Here is a 16,792-nt window from a genome sequence, read left to right on the forward strand (position 1 = left end):
GCAGAGCGACGGCCACTATCTGTAAGAGTATGAACCAAACACCCCTTGTCATCTACAATGGCGCCTGCCCGATCTGCGCACCCGAGGTCCGGTCCTACCAGCGGCAGGCGCGTGCGGCGGGGGCCGATCTGCGGTTCGAGGACCTCAACCACATGGACCTGCGCCGGTTCGACCTGACCGAAGACCAGGCGGCCAAGCGTCTGCACGTGGTACGGGACGGCGAGCTGATCTCGGGCGTGGACGCCTTTCTGGTGATCTGGCGCGAGCTGCCGAAGACCCGTTGGCTCGCCCGGCTGATCGACCGGCCGGTGATCCGGCCCGTCGCGGGATGGGTCTATAATCGGGTCCTCGCGCCGATCCTCTTCGCCATGCACAAACGTCGACAAACCCGCTAGCGCCCGGCGGCACGCTGTCCTAGCGTGGGGTCATGTTTACCATCGAGCACGATTTCGACGCCACCGTCATCACCCTGGTCGACGAGGCCGCGGCCCACCGGCAGGAGGATGTGGTCGTGAATGCCTTCGACGATTGCGTGACCCTGGAACAGGTCGATCCGCGCACCGACATGGTCCGCACGGTGACCCTGTCGCTGGCGCAGGTCCGCGACCTCGCCGCCGCGCTGGACCTGCCGGAGGGCGCCTATCGGCTGAACCTCAAGGCGACGTCCGGAGCATGACCACGGGGTTCTACTGGGACGAGCGGTGCTTCTGGCACGGCGGCGGCAACTACGCCTTCCTGTCCCCCGTGGGTGGGCTGGTGCAGCCGCTTGCGGCGGGCGGGCTGCCCGAGGGGCCCGAGTCCAAGCGTCGGCTGAAGGCGCTGCTGGATGTAACCGGCCTGGCGGCCGAGCTGCGCTGCCAATCGGCCCCGCCGGCCACCTGGGAAGACCTGGCGCGGGTGCATCCCGAAGCGTTCCTGCAGAAGTTCAAGGGGCTGTCGGATGCCAGCGGGGGCGAGCTGGGCCTGCGCACACCTTTCGGCCCCGGCGGGTTCGAGATCGCGTCGCTGTCGGCCGGGCTGGCCAAGGCGGCGCTGACCGACGTGCTGAAGGGCGACATCCGCAACGCCTATTCCCTGTCGCGTCCGCCGGGGCACCACTGCCTGCCCGACTGGCCCAACGGTTTCTGCCTGCTGGCCAATATCGCCATCGCCATCGAATCCGTGCAGGCCGCAGGGCTGGCCAAGCGCATCGCCGTCATCGACTGGGACGTGCATCACGGCAACGGGACCGAGGCGATTTTCTACGACCGCGACGACGTGCTGACGGTGTCGCTGCACCAGGATCGCAACTACCCGCTGGACACCGGCGACGCGGCGGATCGCGGGCGTGGCGCGGGCGAGGGCTTCAACCGCAACATCCCGCTGCCGCCGGGCGGTGGCCGCCACGCCTACCTGTCGGCCTGGGATCGGCTGGTGGACCAGCAGGTCGCCGACTTCGCGCCGGATGCCATCGTGATCGCCTGCGGGTTCGACGCGTCCGGTGTCGATCCGCTGGGCCGGATGATGCTGTCGGCGGCCGATTTCGGGGACCTGACCCGTCGGGCCATGGCGCTGGCCGACCGGGTCTGCGACGGACGGCTCGTGCTGGTGCACGAGGGCGGCTATTCCGAGGTGCATGTGCCGTTCTGCGGCCATGCGGCCATCGGCGCGCTGGCGGGCAGCGGGATCGAGGCCGCGGACCCCATGCATCCGCGCATCACCGGCCAGCAGCCCGGGGCAGCGTTCGACGCCTTCACCGACAGCTGGATCGACGGGTTGGCCCACACGCTGGACGGCTAGCGCGCTCAGCCCACGCCGGTCAGGCGGAAGGACAGCGCCTCGGCCAGGTGCGGCCCCGCGATGGCGTCGGCGCCGTCCAGGTCGGCGATGGTGCGCGCCACCCGCAGCACACGGTGATAGCCCCGTGCGCTGAGGCCCAGGCGGTCCGCCGCCGCCGTCATCATCTTGCGCCCCTCAGCGTCCAGCGCGCAGCACGCATCCAGCACGGCACCCGTGGCGTCGGCGTTCTGGCGCACGCCATCATGCCCGGCGAACCGGTCGTCCTGCACCTTGCGCGCCGCCGCGACGCGCGTCGCCACCGTGGCGCTGCTTTCGCCGCCGGGCGCGGCGTCGAGATCGGCGAAGGCCACCGGCGGCACCTCGACCCGCAGGTCGAACCGGTCCATCAGCGGCCCCGAGATCCGGCCCAGGTAATCCGCACCGCACTCGGGCACGCGGGCGCAGGCGCGGGCCGGATCGGGCAGGTAGCCGCATTTGCAGGGGTTCGCGGCGGCCACCAGCAGGAACTTGCATGGATAGCGGATATGGGCGTTGGCCCGCGCGATCACCACGTCGCCGGTCTCGATCGGCTGGCGCAGCGTCTCCAGCACGGGCCGCGCGAATTCGGGGAACTCGTCCATGAACAGGACCCCGTTATGGGCGAGGCTGATCTGGCCGGGCTTCGCACCCTTCCCGCCGCCCACGATGGCGGGCATGGACGCGGTGTGGTGCGGCTCCATGAAGGGGCGGGTGCGGCTGATGCCGCCATCGCTGATAAGGCCCGCCAGCGAATGGATCATCGACGTCTCCAGCGCCTCGGCCGGCGTCAGCGGCGGCAGGATCCCCGAGAGACGCTGGGCCAGCATCGACTTGCCCGATCCGGGCGTGCCGACCATCATCAGGTGGTGTCGCCCGGCGGCCGCGATTTCCAGCGCGCGCTTGGCCCGTTCCTGCCCCTTCACGTCGGACAGGTCGCGCAGGGCGGGGCCGTCGGTGACTTCGCCCGGCTCGGCCGGATTCAGCGGGGATTGCCCGGTCAGGTGCTGGATCGCGGCAGCCAGCGTCGGCGGCGCGATGACCGTCGTGGCGCCGACCCACGCCGCCTCGGCGCCGCAGGGGGCGGGGCAAAGCAGCGTGCGGTCGCATTCGGCCGCGGCCATGGCGGCGGGCAGCGCACCAACCACGGCGGTCAGGCGACCGTCCAGCGACAGCTCGCCCAGGGCCACGGTCTCGGCCACGGTATCGCGCGGCACAACGTCCAGTGCCGCGAGGATGGCGAGCGCGATGGGCAGGTCGAAATGGCTGCCTTCCTTGGGCAGGTCGGCGGGGGCCAGGTTGATGACGATCCGCTTGGGCGGCAGCGCGATGGACATGGTCTCCAACGCGGCGCGCACCCGGTCGCGCGCCTCGGAGACGGCCTTGTCGGGCAGGCCCACGACCGAAAAGGCGGGCAGACCGGGCGCTACGGCGCATTGCACCTCGACCAGGCGGGCCTCGATCCCTTCGAACGCCACCGTGAAGGCGCTGGCGACCATCTCAACCCTTTCCCGTTAACCGAGGTTAACCATGGCGCGAGGCGGTTGATGAAAGGTTAACGCCCGAGGGCGCTCAGGCCGCGGGCCAGTCGATTCGCGGCCAGGTTTGGCGATAGACGCTGTCTTCGAGCGCGGCGCCCCGCTCGAGCCCCAGTTGCCGCCAGCGCCGGAAGGCCGTCTCGGCCAGGTGGGCGTCGACATAGGCGCGTGCCGTTTCTCCGACGGGCAGGCTATAGCCGGCGATCCGCGCCGCGACGGGCGCGAAGAACGCGTCCGCGATGGAATAGTCGCCCGCCAGCCAAGGGCCGCCAGAGCGCGCGAGCGCGTCCGACCAGATCACGTCGAGCCGCGCGAGGTCGGCGGCCACTTTCTCGGGCAACTCGACCTCGGCATAGGCCGTGCGCAGGCACATCGGGCAGTGCGACCGCAACGCGGCGAAGCCCGCGTGCATCTCGGCCGCGAGGCTGCGCGCCAGCGCGCGCCGTCTCGGATCCGCTGGCCACAGGGGCTGGTCGGGGAACCTTGCCGCCAGTTCCTCGGCGATGGCCAGCGACTCGGCCACTTCGGCCCCGTCATCGCAGAGCAGGAACGGCACCGTGCGGGCCGGGGGGTGGCCGATCTGCTGCGCAAGCGGCGGGGTGCCGTAGATCTCGAGCCAGCGGATGTCGACCGGGAGGGCGAAGCGGAACGCCAGAAGGCCCACGCGCATGGACCATGAGGAAAAGCCGGGATCGGCCAGGAAAAGCGTGTGTGTCATGGGACGAGCTTAGGGCCGGGCGAGCGCGCCGCGCAAATTCCCAATGGTGCGCGGGGGCGTCACGGGTGGTGATTGATCGCCTGAATCTCGGCCGGATCAGCATAGCGGAACCGCGACAGGGACAGGTTCTCGATCCGCTGGGCGAACGCGTCCGTGGTCCGCAGCCGGGCGACACGCTGGTACTGCGTCAGGATCGCGCCGAAATGGGCCACCACGATCACGTCGCCGCCCCGCGCCAGCAGCCGGTCGGCGGCGGCATCCACCCGCGCCTGAAGGTCGTGCCAGCTTTCGCCGCCGGGCGGGCGGTTGTCGCCGGGCTGGTCCCAGAAGGCGCGGATGCGGTCGGGATCTTCGGCCGACACGTCGTCATGCGTCCGCATCTCCCAGTCGCCGAAATGGATCTCGCGCAGGTCCGGGTCGTCGGGCAGGCGCGGGCGGTTGCCCTGGATCGCGTCGGCGGTGGCGCGCGCGCGGTCCAGCGTGGACGAGATCACGGGCGCGTCCGGCAGCGTCTCGGCCAGCCGTTTCAGCCTGTTGGCGTCCGAAAGGTCAGCGGGCAGGTCCGTCCAGCCCACCATTCCCTTGGCGTGGGTCGGCCCGTGCCGGATCCACCAGAGGACGCTCACGGTAGCGCGCCCTTCAGCACCATCGGCAGCCCGGCGGCCACGAGGACGGCCAGGTCGGCCTCGGCCGCGACACGCTGGTTCAGACGGCCTTGGGCGTTGCGGAACCGGCGGCCCAGCGGGGTGTCGGGCACGATGCCCTGTCCGGTCTCGTTCGACACGACGATCAGCGGTCCCGGATGTGCGGACAGCGCGGCCATCAGCGTGTCGCAATTCGCCGCCTCGTCCCGCTTGGCCAGGATGACGTTCGACAGCCAGAGGGTCAGGCAGTCCACAAGGACCAGCGCGCCCGGCGGGGTTTCGGACAGCGCGGCGGGCAGGTCCAGCGGAGCTTCGATCGTCTGCCATCCGTCGCCGGCGCGCGCGGCACGGTGACGGGCGATCTTCTGGGTCATCTCGTCGTCGAAGGCCTGCGCGGTGGCCATGTAGATGCGCAGAATGTCGCACCCTTTTGCCAATGTTTCCGCATAGTTGGACTTACCCGAGGCCGCGCCGCCTAGAATGAAAGTGAGTCTTGGCAACAAAAAAACGGAACTTTCTTCGTGACGCGGCGTCTGGAGATCATAGGGCTATGTGAAAAGATAACAAATGCACCGTTCGCACATGCCCAGCCAAGGACGAAGACCACTGGGAGATTGATGAATGGCATTCGATGGCTTTTCCGACCAGACACTTTCGCGCCGCGCGATGCAAGCCGAGCTGCTGGACGCCGAGACCGAGCTGAAGCTCGCCTACGCGTGGCGGGACGAGCGGGATGAAGCCGCCCTGCATCGCCTGATCACCGCCTATATGCGCCTCGCCATTTCGATGGCCGCGAAGTTCCGCCGCTACGGCGCGCCGATGAACGACCTGATCCAGGAGGCCGGCCTCGGCCTCATGAAAGCCGCTGACAAGTTCGACCCCGACCGGGGCGTGCGCTTCTCGACCTACGCCGTCTGGTGGATCAAGGCGTCGATCCAGGACTACGTGATGCGCAACTGGTCCATGGTGCGGACGGGGTCGACCAGCAGCCAAAAGTCGCTCTTCTTCAACCTGCGTCGCGTGCAGGCCCGTCTCGAGCGCGAAGCCGCGGCCCGGGGCGAACCGCTCGATCGCCACCAGATGCGCCACATGATCTCAGTCGAGGTCGGTGTGCCGCTGCACGACGTCGAGATGATGGAAGGCCGCCTGGCCGGGTCCGACTTCTCGCTGAATGCGACCCAGTCGACCGAGGACGAGGGCCGCCAGTGGATCGACGCGCTGGAAGACGATAGTGCACAGGCTGACGAGACTGTCAGCCACCGCAAGGACATCGACACCCTGCGCGAATGGCTCGTGGATGCCATGGGCCAGCTGAATGAGCGCGAGCAGTTCATCGTCCGCGAACGCAAGCTGCGCGATCAGGCCCGCACGCTGGAAAGCCTCGGCACCGAGCTGGGCCTGTCGAAGGAGCGGGTTCGCCAACTCGAAGCGGCGGCATTCCAGAAGATGCGCAAGTCGCTCGAGACCCAGTCCGCCGAAGTGCATCACTTCCTCGCGTGAACGCGACACGTTCGATTTGGGCCGCCCTGTTCCTCGGGGCGGCCTTTTCCGTTGCGGCGGCGCAGGCGCAGAACGCGCCGGATGTGCCGCTGGACGCGGATATCGTGGTGATGGGCGAGTTGCACGATATCGCGCTGCACCATGAAAACCAGTCCGCGTGGGTGACCCGCATGGCACCGGCGGCGGTCGTTTTCGAGATGCTGCCGCCCGAGCTTGCCGAAATCGCCGAGGACATGCGCGGGGCGGAGACCGAGGCGCTGGGCGCCGCGCTGGCTTGGGAAGAACGGGGTTGGCCCGATTTCCCGAGCTATCATCCGATCTTCACGGCGCTTGGCGAGGCGCGCATCTACGGTGCCGAAGTCCCGCGCGATGACCTTTCGCGCGCCGTGTCCCAAGGGGCGGCGGCGGTCTTCGGCGACGGGGCGGAGCGTTTCCTGCTGGATCTGGACCTTCCGCTGGAAGAGCAGACGCTGCGCGAGGATCTGCAGGACCGCGCCCATTGCGGGCTGATGCCGCCCGAGATGCTTCCCGGCATGGTGGAGGTGCAGCGCCTGCGCGACGCCGTGCTGGCGCGCACGGCGCTGACCGCGCTGAACGAGACCGGCGGTCCGGTCGCGGTCATCACCGGCAACGGCCACGCGCGGACCGACTGGGGGGTGCCCGCGTACCTGCGGGCGGCCGATCCGGACGTCACGGTGCACGCCATCGGGCAGGTCCTGCCGGATGACGAGGCCATGCCCTTCGACACGCGCCTGTCCTTCGCGGTGGACCTGTCCCATCGCGGCGATCCCTGCGATGCGCTGCGCTGAGCGGCTGGACGCCATCGCCCCCCCGGCCTAGGGTCACGCCGACATGCTGGACGGCAAGCACATTCTCCTGATCGTGGGTGGCGGAATCGCCGCCTACAAGACGCTCGACCTGATCCGCCGCCTGCGCGACCGGGGCGCCGAGGTCACGCCGGTGCTGACCCGGGCGGGCGCGGAATTCGTCACGCCCCTGTCGATCAGCGCGCTGGCCGGGCGCAAGGTCTATTCCGACCTGTGGGACCTCACCGACGAGGCCGAGATGGGGCATATCCAGCTGAGCCGCGTGGCCGACCTGGTGGTCGTCGCGCCCGCCACCGCCGACCTGATGGCGAAGATGGCGCAGGGGCACGCGGACGACCTGGCATCGACCCTGCTGCTGGCCACCGACACGCCGGTCCTGGTCGCGCCGGCCATGAATGTCCGGATGTGGGAGCATCCGGCCACCCAGCGCAACCTGGCCACGCTGGCCTCGGACGGCATCGCCCGCGTCGGCCCGAACGCCGGCGGCATGGCCTGCGGCGAATACGGCCCCGGTCGCATGGCCGAGGTCCCCGAGATCATCGCGGCGATCGAGACGCGCCTGGGCGGCGGGCCGCTGTCTGGGCGGCACGTGATCGTCACCTCGGGCCCGACGCACGAGCCCATCGACCCCGTCCGCTACATCGCCAACCGGTCCTCGGGCGCGCAGGGCAGCGCCATCGCCGCCGCGCTGCGGGACCTGGGCGCACGGGTCAGCTTCGTCACGGGGCCCGCGACAGCCGCGCCGCCGCAGGGTGTCGACGTGATCGCCGTGGAAACGGCGCAGCAGATGCTCGACGCGGTCGAGGCCGCGCTGCCCGCCGACGCGGCCGTCTTCGCCGCGGCCGTGGCCGACTGGCGCGTCACCGGTGCCGCCGCGCAGAAGATGAAGAAGGGCCCCGCCGGTATGCCCCAACTGGCGCTGGCCGAGAATCCCGACATCCTGGCCACCGTGTCCGCCAAGGGCGCGGATCGACCTGCGCTCGTGGTGGGCTTCGCGGCCGAGACGGAGAACGTGATCGAACACGCCACCGCCAAGCGCCTGCGCAAGGGCTGCGACTGGATCGTCGCCAACGACGTGTCCGAGGGCACGGGGATCATGGGCGGGACCGAGAACGCGGTGACCCTGATCTCGGCGGACGGCGCCGAGGCCTGGCCGCGCGACAGCAAGGCCGCCGTGGCGCGGAAGCTGGCGCAGCGCATCGCGGACCACCTTTCTGTCGGCCAGGCGCAAGGGTCGGCGGCGGAATGACCGACAGGATCGACGTCAGAATATGGCGGCTCGGCACCGCCGACCCCGCCATCGCGCTGCCAGACTATGCCAGCGCCGGGGCAGCGGGTGCCGACCTGCGCGCCAACTTTCCGGCCGCGGCGCGCGACGAGGGGCTGAGCCTTGGCCCCATGGAGCGCGCGCTCGTGCCCACCGGGCTGGCCGTCGCGCTGCCCGACGGGTTCGAGATGCAGATCCGTCCCCGCTCGGGCCTCGCTTTGCGGCATGGCCTGACGCTGCTGAACACGCCTGGCACCGTCGATGCCGACTACCGGGGCGAGGTCGGGGTGCTGATGGTCAACCTCGGGGCCACGCCGGTCACGATCACCCACGGCATGCGGATCGCGCAGGCGGTGGTGGCGCCGGTGGTGCAGGCCGGGTTCACCGAGACCAACAGCCTCGACGACACCGATCGCGGCACGGGCGGCTTCGGATCCACAGGGGTCGACTGATGCTCATCGTCCTGATCATCGCGGGCGCGCTGTGGTGGTGGACCGGGCGCAAGGGATGGCCGACGCAGCCGCGCCTTCTGCTGCTGGGCCTGCTTTACGTCACCGTGCTGGCGCTGACGCTGATTCCCGGGCCGCTTCGTCAACTGCTGGGCGGCTCCACCGGCGAATGGCTGGTGGTGGGCGGCATCGGCGCGCTGGTCGCAGCTTACGGGTTGGGTCTCAGCCGTCTGCGCAAGCGTGTCCGGCCCGAGAACCGCCCGAAAGAGCAGCCCACCGGCACCTTCGCCCCGGGCGAGCTGGATCGCTACGCCCGCCACGTGGTGCTGCGCGAGATCGGCGGCACGGGACAGAAGCGGCTGAAACAGGCGCGGGTGCTGGTGGTCGGCGCGGGTGGTCTTGGCAGCCCGGCGATGCTGTACCTCGCGGCCGCTGGCGTGGGCACCATCGGGGTCATCGACGACGACCGCGTCGAGGCCACCAACCTGCAACGCCAGGTGATCCACGCCGACGCGCGGATCGGGATGCCCAAGGTGGTCTCGGCCGAGGCCGCGATGAAGGCGGTGAACCCCTTTGTCGAGGTGAAGCCGTATCACCGGCGCCTGGACGCGGACATCGCCGGTGACCTTGTCGCCGACTACGATCTCGTCTTGGACGGCTGCGATGATTTCGGGACGCGGCGGGCGGTCAACGCGGCCTGCGTCGCGGCGGGCGTGCCTTTGGTCTCGGGTGCGCTGTCCCCGTGGGAGGGGCAGGTGTCGGTGTTCGAAGGGCGCGGCGACGTGCCCTGTTATGCGTGCGTTTTCCCCAAGGCACCGGCGCCGGGCCAGTCGGCCACCTGCGCCGAGGCGGGCGTGCTGGGTCCGCTGCCGGGGATCGTCGGGTCGATGATGGCGTCCGAGGCGGTGAAGGTGCTGACCGGCGCGGGCGAGCCCCTGCGCGGGCGCATGGCGATCCACGACGCGCTTTACGTCGAGAACCGGACGATCACCCTGTCGCGCCGGGCCGACTGCGCCGTCTGCGGCAAGACGTGATCGGCGCGCGGCGGGGTTGCAGCCCACCGCCATGCGCGGTCTGATCGCCCAATGCCATTCAGGAGAACGCCCATGAAACCCGTGATTCTTGCCGCCGCCCTTGGCGTGCTCGCCGTCCCCGCCCTTGCCGGGTCGCACCTGCCTGACCTCGACGGTCGCGAAGTCGTCGTCGTGACCGAAAACGCCTATCCGCCGCTGCAATACATCAAGCCCAGCACGGGCGAGGCCGTGGGCTGGGAATACGACGCCATGGCCGAGATCGCCGAGCGCATCAACATCGATGTCAGCTACGAGAACACCAGCTGGGACGCGATGATCCCGGCCATCTCGAACGCGCAGTACGACATGGGAATGACCGGGATCACCATCCGCGACGACCGGGCCGAGGTGGTGGATTTCTCGGATCCCTACATGCGCTCGGAAATGGTGATGCTGGTGGCCGCGGGCGAGGATCGGTTTTCCACGGCCGAGGAATTCGCCGCGAACGAGGACCTGCTGATCGGCACCCAGCCGGGCACCACGCCCTTCTACGTGGGCATCTACGAGGTGCTGGACGGGGACGAGCAGAACCCCCGCATGCGCCTGTTCGAGACCTTCGGTGCGGCGGTGCAGGCCCTGCGGATCGGCGATATCGACCTGGTTCTGACCGACGGCACGGCCGGGCAGGGCTACGTCGCGGCCTCCAACGGTGCGCTCGAGATCATCGGCGAAAAGCTCGGGACCGAGGATTTCGGCTTCATCTTCCCCAAGGGCAGTGACCTTGTCGCGCCGATCAACGCCGCCATCGCCGACATGCGCGAGGACGGGACGATCGAGGCGCTGAACCAGAAGTGGTTCGTCGACACGCCCCTGGGCCAATAGGTGCAAACGCGCGGCGACTTCCCGTGGTGGCTGGTCGCCGCCTCTGCCCTCGGGCTTTATTTCCTGTGGCGGATCGTCTCGGACGATCTGTATTCGCAGGTCCTGACGACCCTGTCGCGGGGCGTGGCGATCACGCTGTTCGTCACGGTCGTGGGCTTTGCGCTGGCGTCGCTGCTGGGCCTGCTGCTGGCGCTGGGATCGACGGCGCGCTGGATGGTGGTGCGGCAGGCCGTGCGCTTCTACGTGGAGATCGTGCGCGGCATCCCGATACTCGTGCTGCTGCTGTATGTGGCCTTCGTGCTGGCGCCGTTCCTGGTCGAACTTTGGAACCTCATCGGCCTGCCCGAGGCGCGCACCCGTGACTTCCCGCTGATCTGGCGGGCCATCCTCGCGCTGGTGATCGGCTATTCCGCGTTCATTGCCGAGGTGTTCCGCGCCGGATTGCTGAGCGTCGATCCCGGCCAGATCGAAGCGGCCAAGGCGCTGGGGCTGAGCTCGTGGCAGCGGTTCCGGCTGATCGTGCTGCCCCAGGCGATCAAGACGATCCTGCCGCCGCTGGGCAACGACTTCATCGCGATGATCAAGGATTCCAGCCTCGTCTCGGTGCTGGGCGTGCTGGACATCACGCAACTGGGCAAGGTCACCGCCGCCGGGAACTTCCGCTATTTCGAGACCTACAACGTCGTGGCGTTCCTGTACCTCGCCATGACCATCGGGCTGTCGTTGTTGCTCAGACGGCTCGAGCGGCAACTGAACCGCAAGCCCTGACGGGGTAGCCAAGCGGCGCGTTGCACCATAGCTCTTGTCACAGACCCCGATCAGGAGCCGATACGTGACGAACCCCCTTTTGCAAGATTGGACCACGCCGTACGAGATGACGCCCTTCGGCGACATCACCGACGATCACTTCGAAGAGGCGGTGGATGCCGCGCTGGACGAGGCGCGCGCCAACGTGGCCGCCATCGCCGACAGCGACGCGGCCCCGACCTTCGCCAACACGATCGAGGCGCTGGAGCGTGCGGACGAGACGTTGGGCCGCGTGCTGGGCGTTTTCTACACGCTGGCGGGAACCGACGCGAACGACCGGCGCGAGGCGCTGAGCCGCGCATTTTCGCCCAAGCTGTCGGCCTACGGCTCGGAAATCGCGTCGAACGTGGCGCTGTTCGCCCGGATCGAGACGCTGTGGCAGGACCGCGATACGCTGGACCTGACCGACGAGCAGGCGCGCCTGCTGTATCTGACCCGCCGGTCCTTCGTGCGCCGCGGCGCCGAGCTGGACGGCATCGCCAAGGACCGACTGGCGCAGGTCATGGAACGGCTGGGCGCGCTGGGCGTCCAGTTCAGCCAGAACCTGCTGGCCGATGAACGCGAATGGGTGATGGAACTGGGCGACGACGACCTGGACGGGCTGCCCGAGTGGCTCGTCGAGGCCGCGCGCGCCGCGGGCGAGGAGAAGGGCCGCAAGGGTCCGGTCATCACCCTCTCGCGGTCGCTGATCGTGCCGTTTCTGCAATTCTCGTCCCGCCGCGACCTGCGCGAGGCCGCCCATAGCGCCTGGACAGCGCGCGGCGCCAATGGCGGTTCCACCGACAACCGCGACATCGCCGCCGAGATCCTTGCCCTGCGCGAGGAACGGGCGGGATTGCTCGGCTATGACAGCTTCGCCGAGTTCAAGCTCGAGACCGAGATGGCGGGCACGCCCGCAGCGGTGCGCGACCTGCTGATGAAGGTCTGGGAGCCCGCGCGCGCCAAGGCGGTCGAGGACCAGCAGCGCCTGTCCGCGATGATGCACAACGACGGCGTCAACGGCGAGCTCGAGCCCTGGGACTGGCGCTATTACTCGGAAAAGCGCCGCGCGGAGGAACACGATCTCGATGACAGCGCGCTGAAGCCCTACCTGCAACTCGACCGGATGATCGAGGCGGCGATGGATTGCGCCAACCGCCTGTTCGGGCTGGAATTCGCGCCGGTGGACGTGCCGCTTTACCACCCGGATGTCCGCGCGTGGGAGGTCACGCGCGACGGGCGGCACATGGCCATCTTCCTCGGTGACTATTTCGCGCGCGGGTCGAAGCGGTCGGGTGCGTGGTGTTCGGCCATGCGGTCGCAGCAGAAGCTGGCGGGCGACATCCGGCCCATCGTGATGAATGTCTGCAACTTCGCCAAGCCGCCCAAGGGCAAACCCGCGCTGCTGAGCTACGACGATGCGCGTACGTTGTTTCACGAGTTCGGCCATGCCTTGCACCAGATGCTGTCCGACGTGACCTACGAGTCGATCAGCGGCACCAGCGTGGCGCGGGATTTCGTCGAACTGCCCAGCCAGCTTTACGAGCATTGGCTGGAGGTGCCCGAGGTGCTCGAGAAATATGCCACCCACGCCGAGACGGGCGAGGCGATGCCGCGCGAGATGCTCGACCGGCTGTTGGCCGCGAACACCTATGACATGGGCTTCAGCACCGTCGAATACGTGGGTTCGGCGCTGGTCGATCTCGAGTTCCACGCCGGCGAGGCGCCCGAGGATCCCATGGCGTTCCAGGCCGAGGTGCTGGACGGGATCGAGATGCCGCGCGCCATCGGCATGCGCCACGCCACGCCGCATTTCGCCCATGTCTTCTCGGGCGACGGGTATTCGTCCGGCTACTACAGCTACATGTGGTCCGAGGTGATGGATGCCGATGCCTTCGCCGCCTTCAAGGAAGCGGGCGGCCCCTTCGACGCCGAGACCGCGCAGAAGCTGGAACGTCACATCCTCAGCGCCGGCGGCAGCCAGGACGCGCAGGAGGCCTATGTCGCGTTTCGCGGGCGGATGCCCGGGGTCGACGCGCTGCTGAAGGGCAGGGGGCTGGACGACGCGGCCTGACGGCGGGGCGGTAACGGCTCTGGTGCGCGGGCCGCCGCGCGCCTAGGCTTGGCCAACGCGCGAGGGAGGCCACCATGCCGAAGATCACCGGGGTCGACGCCCGCCTGTACAACATCCCGCTGGACGAGGTGCTGGAGGACGCCAAGCACGGCGCCCACAGCCATTTCCACCTGGTCACCGCGGCCGTGCGGCTGGACGACGGCTCGGAAGGGACGGGCTACACCTATACCGGCGGGCGCGGCGGCCATTCCATCCTGGCGATGATCGAGCACGATCTCGCGCCGTGGCTCGTCGGGCAGGACGGCGCCGACCCCGAGGCGCTGCATGATGCCATGCAGTGGCACATGCATTACGTCGCGCGTGGCGGGGTGGCGAGCTTCGCGATCTCGGCGGTGGATATCGCGCTGTGGGATGCGAAGGGGCGGGGCAGCGGGCAATCGCTGTTGCAGATGGCCGGCGGGCACGCCGACCGCTGCCATGCCTACGCGGGCGGGATCGATCTGAATTTCACGCTTGAGAAATTGCAGCGCCAGACCGAGGGCTACCTGTCGCACGGCTTCACCGCCATCAAGATCAAGGTCGGGCGCCCGAAACTGGAAGACGACTTGGCGCGGCTGACCGCCATCCGCGCGATGCTGGGGCCGGACCGTCCTCTGATGGCCGACGCCAACTATGCCCTGAGCGTGGAGGAGGCCATTGCCGCGGCGCGCGCGTTCCAGCCGCTGGATCTCATGTGGTTCGAGGAGCCGACTATCCCCGACGACTACAAGGGATACGGGCGCATCGCGGCCGAGACGGGCATGCCGCTGGCCATGGGTGAAAACCTGCACACGATCCACGAGTTCGAATTCGCCTTCGCCGAGGCGGGGCTGAGCTATGTGCAGCCGGATGCAAGTAATTGCGGCGGGATCACCGGGTGGCTGCGGGTCGCCGCGCTGGCAAAGCAACACGGCATCCCGGCCTGTTCCCACGGGATGCAGGAACTGCATGTCAGCCTCGTTTCGGCCCAGCCCAATGCGGGCTGGCTCGAGGCGCACAGCTTTCCCATCGACCGCTACACGCATCGCCCCCTGGCACTGGAGGACGGGCTGGCGGTGGCGCCGGACGTGCCGGGCATCGGGGTCACGTTCGACCGCGAAAAGCTTGCGGCGGCCCACGAAGCGTAGGCCGCCGCAGCGTTTATCGGGCCGGCGGGATCACCGGCCAGGGCCAGTTCAGGCGGCGATCAGGCCCATGGCTTCCAGCTTCAGCAGGACCTGGTGGGCGCAGTTGTCGACATCCACGCTTTCGGTATCCAGCCGCAGCTCGGGGTTCTTCGGCTCGTCATACGGGTCCGAGATGCCGGTAAACTCCTTGATCTTGCCCTCGCGCGCCAGCTTGTAGAGCCCCTTGCGGTCGCGGCGCTCACACTCCTCCAGCGACGTGGCGACGTGGACTTCTACGAAGGCGCCGAAGGATTCGATATCTTCGCGCACCGCGCGGCGGGTGGCCGAATAGGGCGCGATGGGCGCGCAGATGGCGATACCGCCGTTCTTGGTGATCTCGGACGCGACATAGCCGATGCGGCGGATGTTTAGGTCGCGGTGCTCCTTCGAGAAGCCCAGCTCCGAGCTAAGGTTCTTGCGGACAATGTCCCCGTCCAGCAGCGTCACCGGGCGGCCGCCCATCTCCATCAACTTGACCATCAGCGCGTTGGCGATGGTGGATTTGCCGCTGCCCGAGAAACCGGTGAAGAAGACGGTAAAGCCCTGCTGCGAACGGGGCGGCGACGTGCGGCGCAGTTCTTTCACCACCTCGGGGAAGCTGAACCATTCGGGGATTTCCAGGCCTTCGCGCAGGCGGCGGCGCAGCTCGGTGCCCGAGATGTTCAGGATGGTGACGTTGTCCTTGTCCGCGATCTCGTCCGCGGGCTCGTACTGGGCGCGCTCCTGCACGTAGACCATGTGTTTGAAGTCGACCATCTCGATGCCCATCTCGTCCTGGTGCTCGCGGAACAGGTCCTGAGCATCATAGGGGCCGTAGAAGTCGTCACCGGCCGAGTTCTTGCCGGGTCCCGCGTGGTCGCGGCCGACGATGAAGTGGGTGCAGCCATAGTTCTTGCGGATCAGCCCGTGCCACACGGCTTCGCGCGGGCCGGCCATACGCATGGCCAGTGGCAGCAGCGACATGGTCGTTGTGGCAGCCGGGTACTTGTCCTGAACCGCCTCGTAGCAACGCACCCGGGTGAAGTGATCGACGTCGCCGGGCTTGGTCATGCCCACGACGGGGTGGATCAGCAGGTTGGCCTGCGCCTCACGCGCGGCGCGAAAGGTCAGCTCCTGGTGGGCGCGGTGCAGCGGGTTGCGCGTCTGGAACGCCACCACACGGCGCCAGCCCATCTTGCGGAAATAGGCGCGCAGCTCGTTCGGGGTGTCGCGGCGGGCCTTGAAGTCGTAATGCACGGGCTGCTGGATGCCGGTGACGGGGCCGCCCAGGTAGACGGCGCCGGCCTTGTTGTGCAGGTAGTTCACGGCGGGGTGCGCGTCGTCATCGGCGCCGAAGACCTTCTCGGCCTCGTGGGCCTTGTTGGGCACCCACTTGTCGGTGACGGTCATGGTGGCGAGGATCACGCCTTCCTGGTCGCGCAGGGCGATGTCCTGGCCCAGCTCGATGCCGTCGGCGAACTTCTCGGACACGTCCAGCGTGATGGGCATGGGCCAGAGTGTGCCGTCGGCCAGCCGCATCGTGTCGACGACGCTGTTATAATCCTCTTCGCCCAGGAAACCCTTCAGCGGCGCGAAGCCGCCATTCATCAGAAGTTCCAGATCGCAGATCTGGCGCGGGCTCAGGTCGTGGCTGGTCAGCTCGCCCGCCTCGGTCTTCAGCTTCTGGGCGCTGTCGTAGGAGACGAACAGCTCGGGGATGGGGGACAGGTTGCTTTGCATGGGAGATATCCTGTTGAGGTTCGGGACAAGCTTGCTGGACGCGCCCGTAAGCTCGGCGTGAAGCGCGTCGTATTCTGCGAATTTGCGGGCAAGGAAGAGATCGGTGAGCCGGGACTTTTCGGCCGCTCCTTTCGCCGTCAGGCCATAAGCGACCCGCTGGCGACGGTCGGCGCTGTCGCGCTGGTCAAGGCGGATGAAGCCCCGTGAGACGGCGTCCTTGATCTGGGCGTTGAGCCGGCCAAGACTGACGCCGAGCGCGGCCGCGGTGGCCCGCTGGGACGCGGCGGGGGCAAGATCCAGCTGCCGCAGCAACTGGAACAGCGCCGCATCGGCGTCGGTCATCACGGGTTTGGTTGCGGTGGGCACGGGCGACTCA

At 68.5% G+C, this 16,792-nt stretch carries 17 protein-coding genes; 12 read left to right on the top strand and 5 right to left on the bottom strand.

Annotation, left to right across the window (positions count from 1 at the left end; all coding sequences use genetic code 11):
- Positions 1–29: 29 nt before the first annotated feature.
- The 3 genes from BMX96_RS14095 to BMX96_RS14105 are packed head-to-tail and all read left to right on the top strand — an operon-like array spanning position 30 to position 1,779.
- Positions 30–395 (top strand): thiol-disulfide oxidoreductase DCC family protein, encoded by a 366-nt coding sequence (locus tag BMX96_RS14095; RefSeq protein ID WP_091846073.1) that lies wholly within the window; start codon positions 30–32, stop codon positions 393–395.
- Between the two features lie 32 nt (positions 396–427).
- Entirely contained in the window at positions 428–676 is a 249-nt protein-coding gene (locus tag BMX96_RS14100) for a hypothetical protein (protein WP_073128007.1), read from the top strand.
- Entirely contained in the window at positions 673–1,779 is a 1,107-nt protein-coding gene (locus BMX96_RS14105) for a class II histone deacetylase (RefSeq protein ID WP_091846074.1), read from the top strand. Before BMX96_RS14100 ends, BMX96_RS14105 begins: the two co-directional genes overlap by 4 nt.
- A 5-nt stretch (positions 1,780–1,784) precedes the next feature.
- Here BMX96_RS14105 and BMX96_RS14110 read toward each other — a convergent pair whose 3' ends face one another.
- The 4 genes from BMX96_RS14110 to cobU all read right to left on the bottom strand — a co-directional run bounded on the left by BMX96_RS14110 (position 1,785) and on the right by cobU (position 5,197).
- Positions 1,785–3,293, bottom strand: coding sequence for a YifB family Mg chelatase-like AAA ATPase (locus tag BMX96_RS14110; protein ID WP_091846075.1), 1,509 nt, complete (start codon positions 3,291–3,293; stop codon positions 1,785–1,787).
- 73 nt (positions 3,294–3,366) lie between these two features.
- Complete coding sequence (locus BMX96_RS14115) at positions 3,367–4,050, bottom strand: glutathione S-transferase (RefSeq protein ID WP_091846076.1); 684 nt, start codon at positions 4,048–4,050, stop codon at positions 3,367–3,369.
- A 59-nt stretch (positions 4,051–4,109) separates the two neighbouring features.
- The gene (locus tag BMX96_RS14120; protein WP_091846077.1) at positions 4,110–4,676 is read right to left on the bottom strand and encodes a histidine phosphatase family protein; all 567 of its coding nucleotides are present in this window, start codon (positions 4,674–4,676) and stop codon (positions 4,110–4,112) included.
- Positions 4,673–5,197 carry a bifunctional adenosylcobinamide kinase/adenosylcobinamide-phosphate guanylyltransferase gene (gene cobU, locus BMX96_RS14125; RefSeq protein ID WP_091846078.1) on the bottom strand — a complete coding sequence of 175 codons (525 nt, stop codon included), beginning with the start codon at positions 5,195–5,197 and terminating at the stop codon, positions 4,673–4,675. Before cobU ends, BMX96_RS14120 begins: the two co-directional genes overlap by 4 nt.
- Positions 5,198–5,315: 118 nt before the next feature.
- Here cobU and BMX96_RS14130 point away from each other — a divergent pair, with 118 nt between their 5' ends.
- The 9 genes from BMX96_RS14130 (at position 5,316) to BMX96_RS14170 (ending at position 14,658) form a co-directional block, all read left to right on the top strand.
- Positions 5,316–6,194 carry an RNA polymerase factor sigma-32 gene (locus BMX96_RS14130; RefSeq protein WP_091846079.1) on the top strand — a complete coding sequence of 293 codons (879 nt, stop codon included), beginning with the start codon at positions 5,316–5,318 and terminating at the stop codon, positions 6,192–6,194.
- Positions 6,191–7,003, top strand: coding sequence for a ChaN family lipoprotein (locus tag BMX96_RS14135; RefSeq protein WP_236737079.1), 813 nt, complete (start codon positions 6,191–6,193; stop codon positions 7,001–7,003). Before BMX96_RS14130 ends, BMX96_RS14135 begins: the two co-directional genes overlap by 4 nt.
- Before the next feature lie 43 nt (positions 7,004–7,046).
- Positions 7,047–8,270: a bifunctional phosphopantothenoylcysteine decarboxylase/phosphopantothenate--cysteine ligase CoaBC gene (gene coaBC / locus BMX96_RS14140; protein ID WP_091846080.1), complete on the top strand. Its 1,224-nt coding sequence runs from the start codon at positions 7,047–7,049 to the stop codon at positions 8,268–8,270.
- Positions 8,267–8,740 (top strand): dUTP diphosphatase, encoded by a 474-nt coding sequence (gene dut / locus BMX96_RS14145; RefSeq protein WP_091846081.1) that lies wholly within the window; start codon positions 8,267–8,269, stop codon positions 8,738–8,740. Before coaBC ends, dut begins: the two co-directional genes overlap by 4 nt.
- The gene (locus BMX96_RS14150) at positions 8,740–9,771 is read left to right on the top strand and encodes a HesA/MoeB/ThiF family protein (protein WP_091846082.1); all 1,032 of its coding nucleotides are present in this window, start codon (positions 8,740–8,742) and stop codon (positions 9,769–9,771) included. Before dut ends, BMX96_RS14150 begins: the two co-directional genes overlap by 1 nt.
- 72 nt (positions 9,772–9,843) lie before the next feature.
- Positions 9,844–10,632 (top strand): transporter substrate-binding domain-containing protein, encoded by a 789-nt coding sequence (locus tag BMX96_RS14155; RefSeq protein ID WP_175481753.1) that lies wholly within the window; start codon positions 9,844–9,846, stop codon positions 10,630–10,632.
- On the top strand, positions 10,633–11,400 hold the full coding sequence (locus tag BMX96_RS14160; protein WP_091846084.1) for an amino acid ABC transporter permease: 768 nt from the start codon (positions 10,633–10,635) through the stop codon (positions 11,398–11,400).
- Positions 11,401–11,464: 64 nt separating this feature from the next.
- Positions 11,465–13,492 (top strand): M3 family metallopeptidase, encoded by a 2,028-nt coding sequence (locus BMX96_RS14165; RefSeq protein ID WP_091846085.1) that lies wholly within the window; start codon positions 11,465–11,467, stop codon positions 13,490–13,492.
- A gap of 74 nt (positions 13,493–13,566) precedes the next feature.
- Positions 13,567–14,658, top strand: a complete 1,092-nt coding sequence (locus tag BMX96_RS14170) for a mandelate racemase/muconate lactonizing enzyme family protein (RefSeq protein ID WP_091846086.1) — start codon at positions 13,567–13,569, stop codon at positions 14,656–14,658.
- A gap of 48 nt (positions 14,659–14,706) precedes the next feature.
- Here BMX96_RS14170 and BMX96_RS14175 read toward each other — a convergent pair whose 3' ends face one another.
- Positions 14,707–16,758 carry a bifunctional sulfate adenylyltransferase/adenylylsulfate kinase gene (locus BMX96_RS14175; protein WP_091846139.1) on the bottom strand — a complete coding sequence of 684 codons (2,052 nt, stop codon included), beginning with the start codon at positions 16,756–16,758 and terminating at the stop codon, positions 14,707–14,709.
- Positions 16,759–16,792 lie beyond the last annotated feature (34 nt).

This window comes from Palleronia pelagia (assembly GCF_900110115.1).
GTDB lineage: Bacteria > Pseudomonadota > Alphaproteobacteria > Rhodobacterales > Rhodobacteraceae > Palleronia > Palleronia pelagia.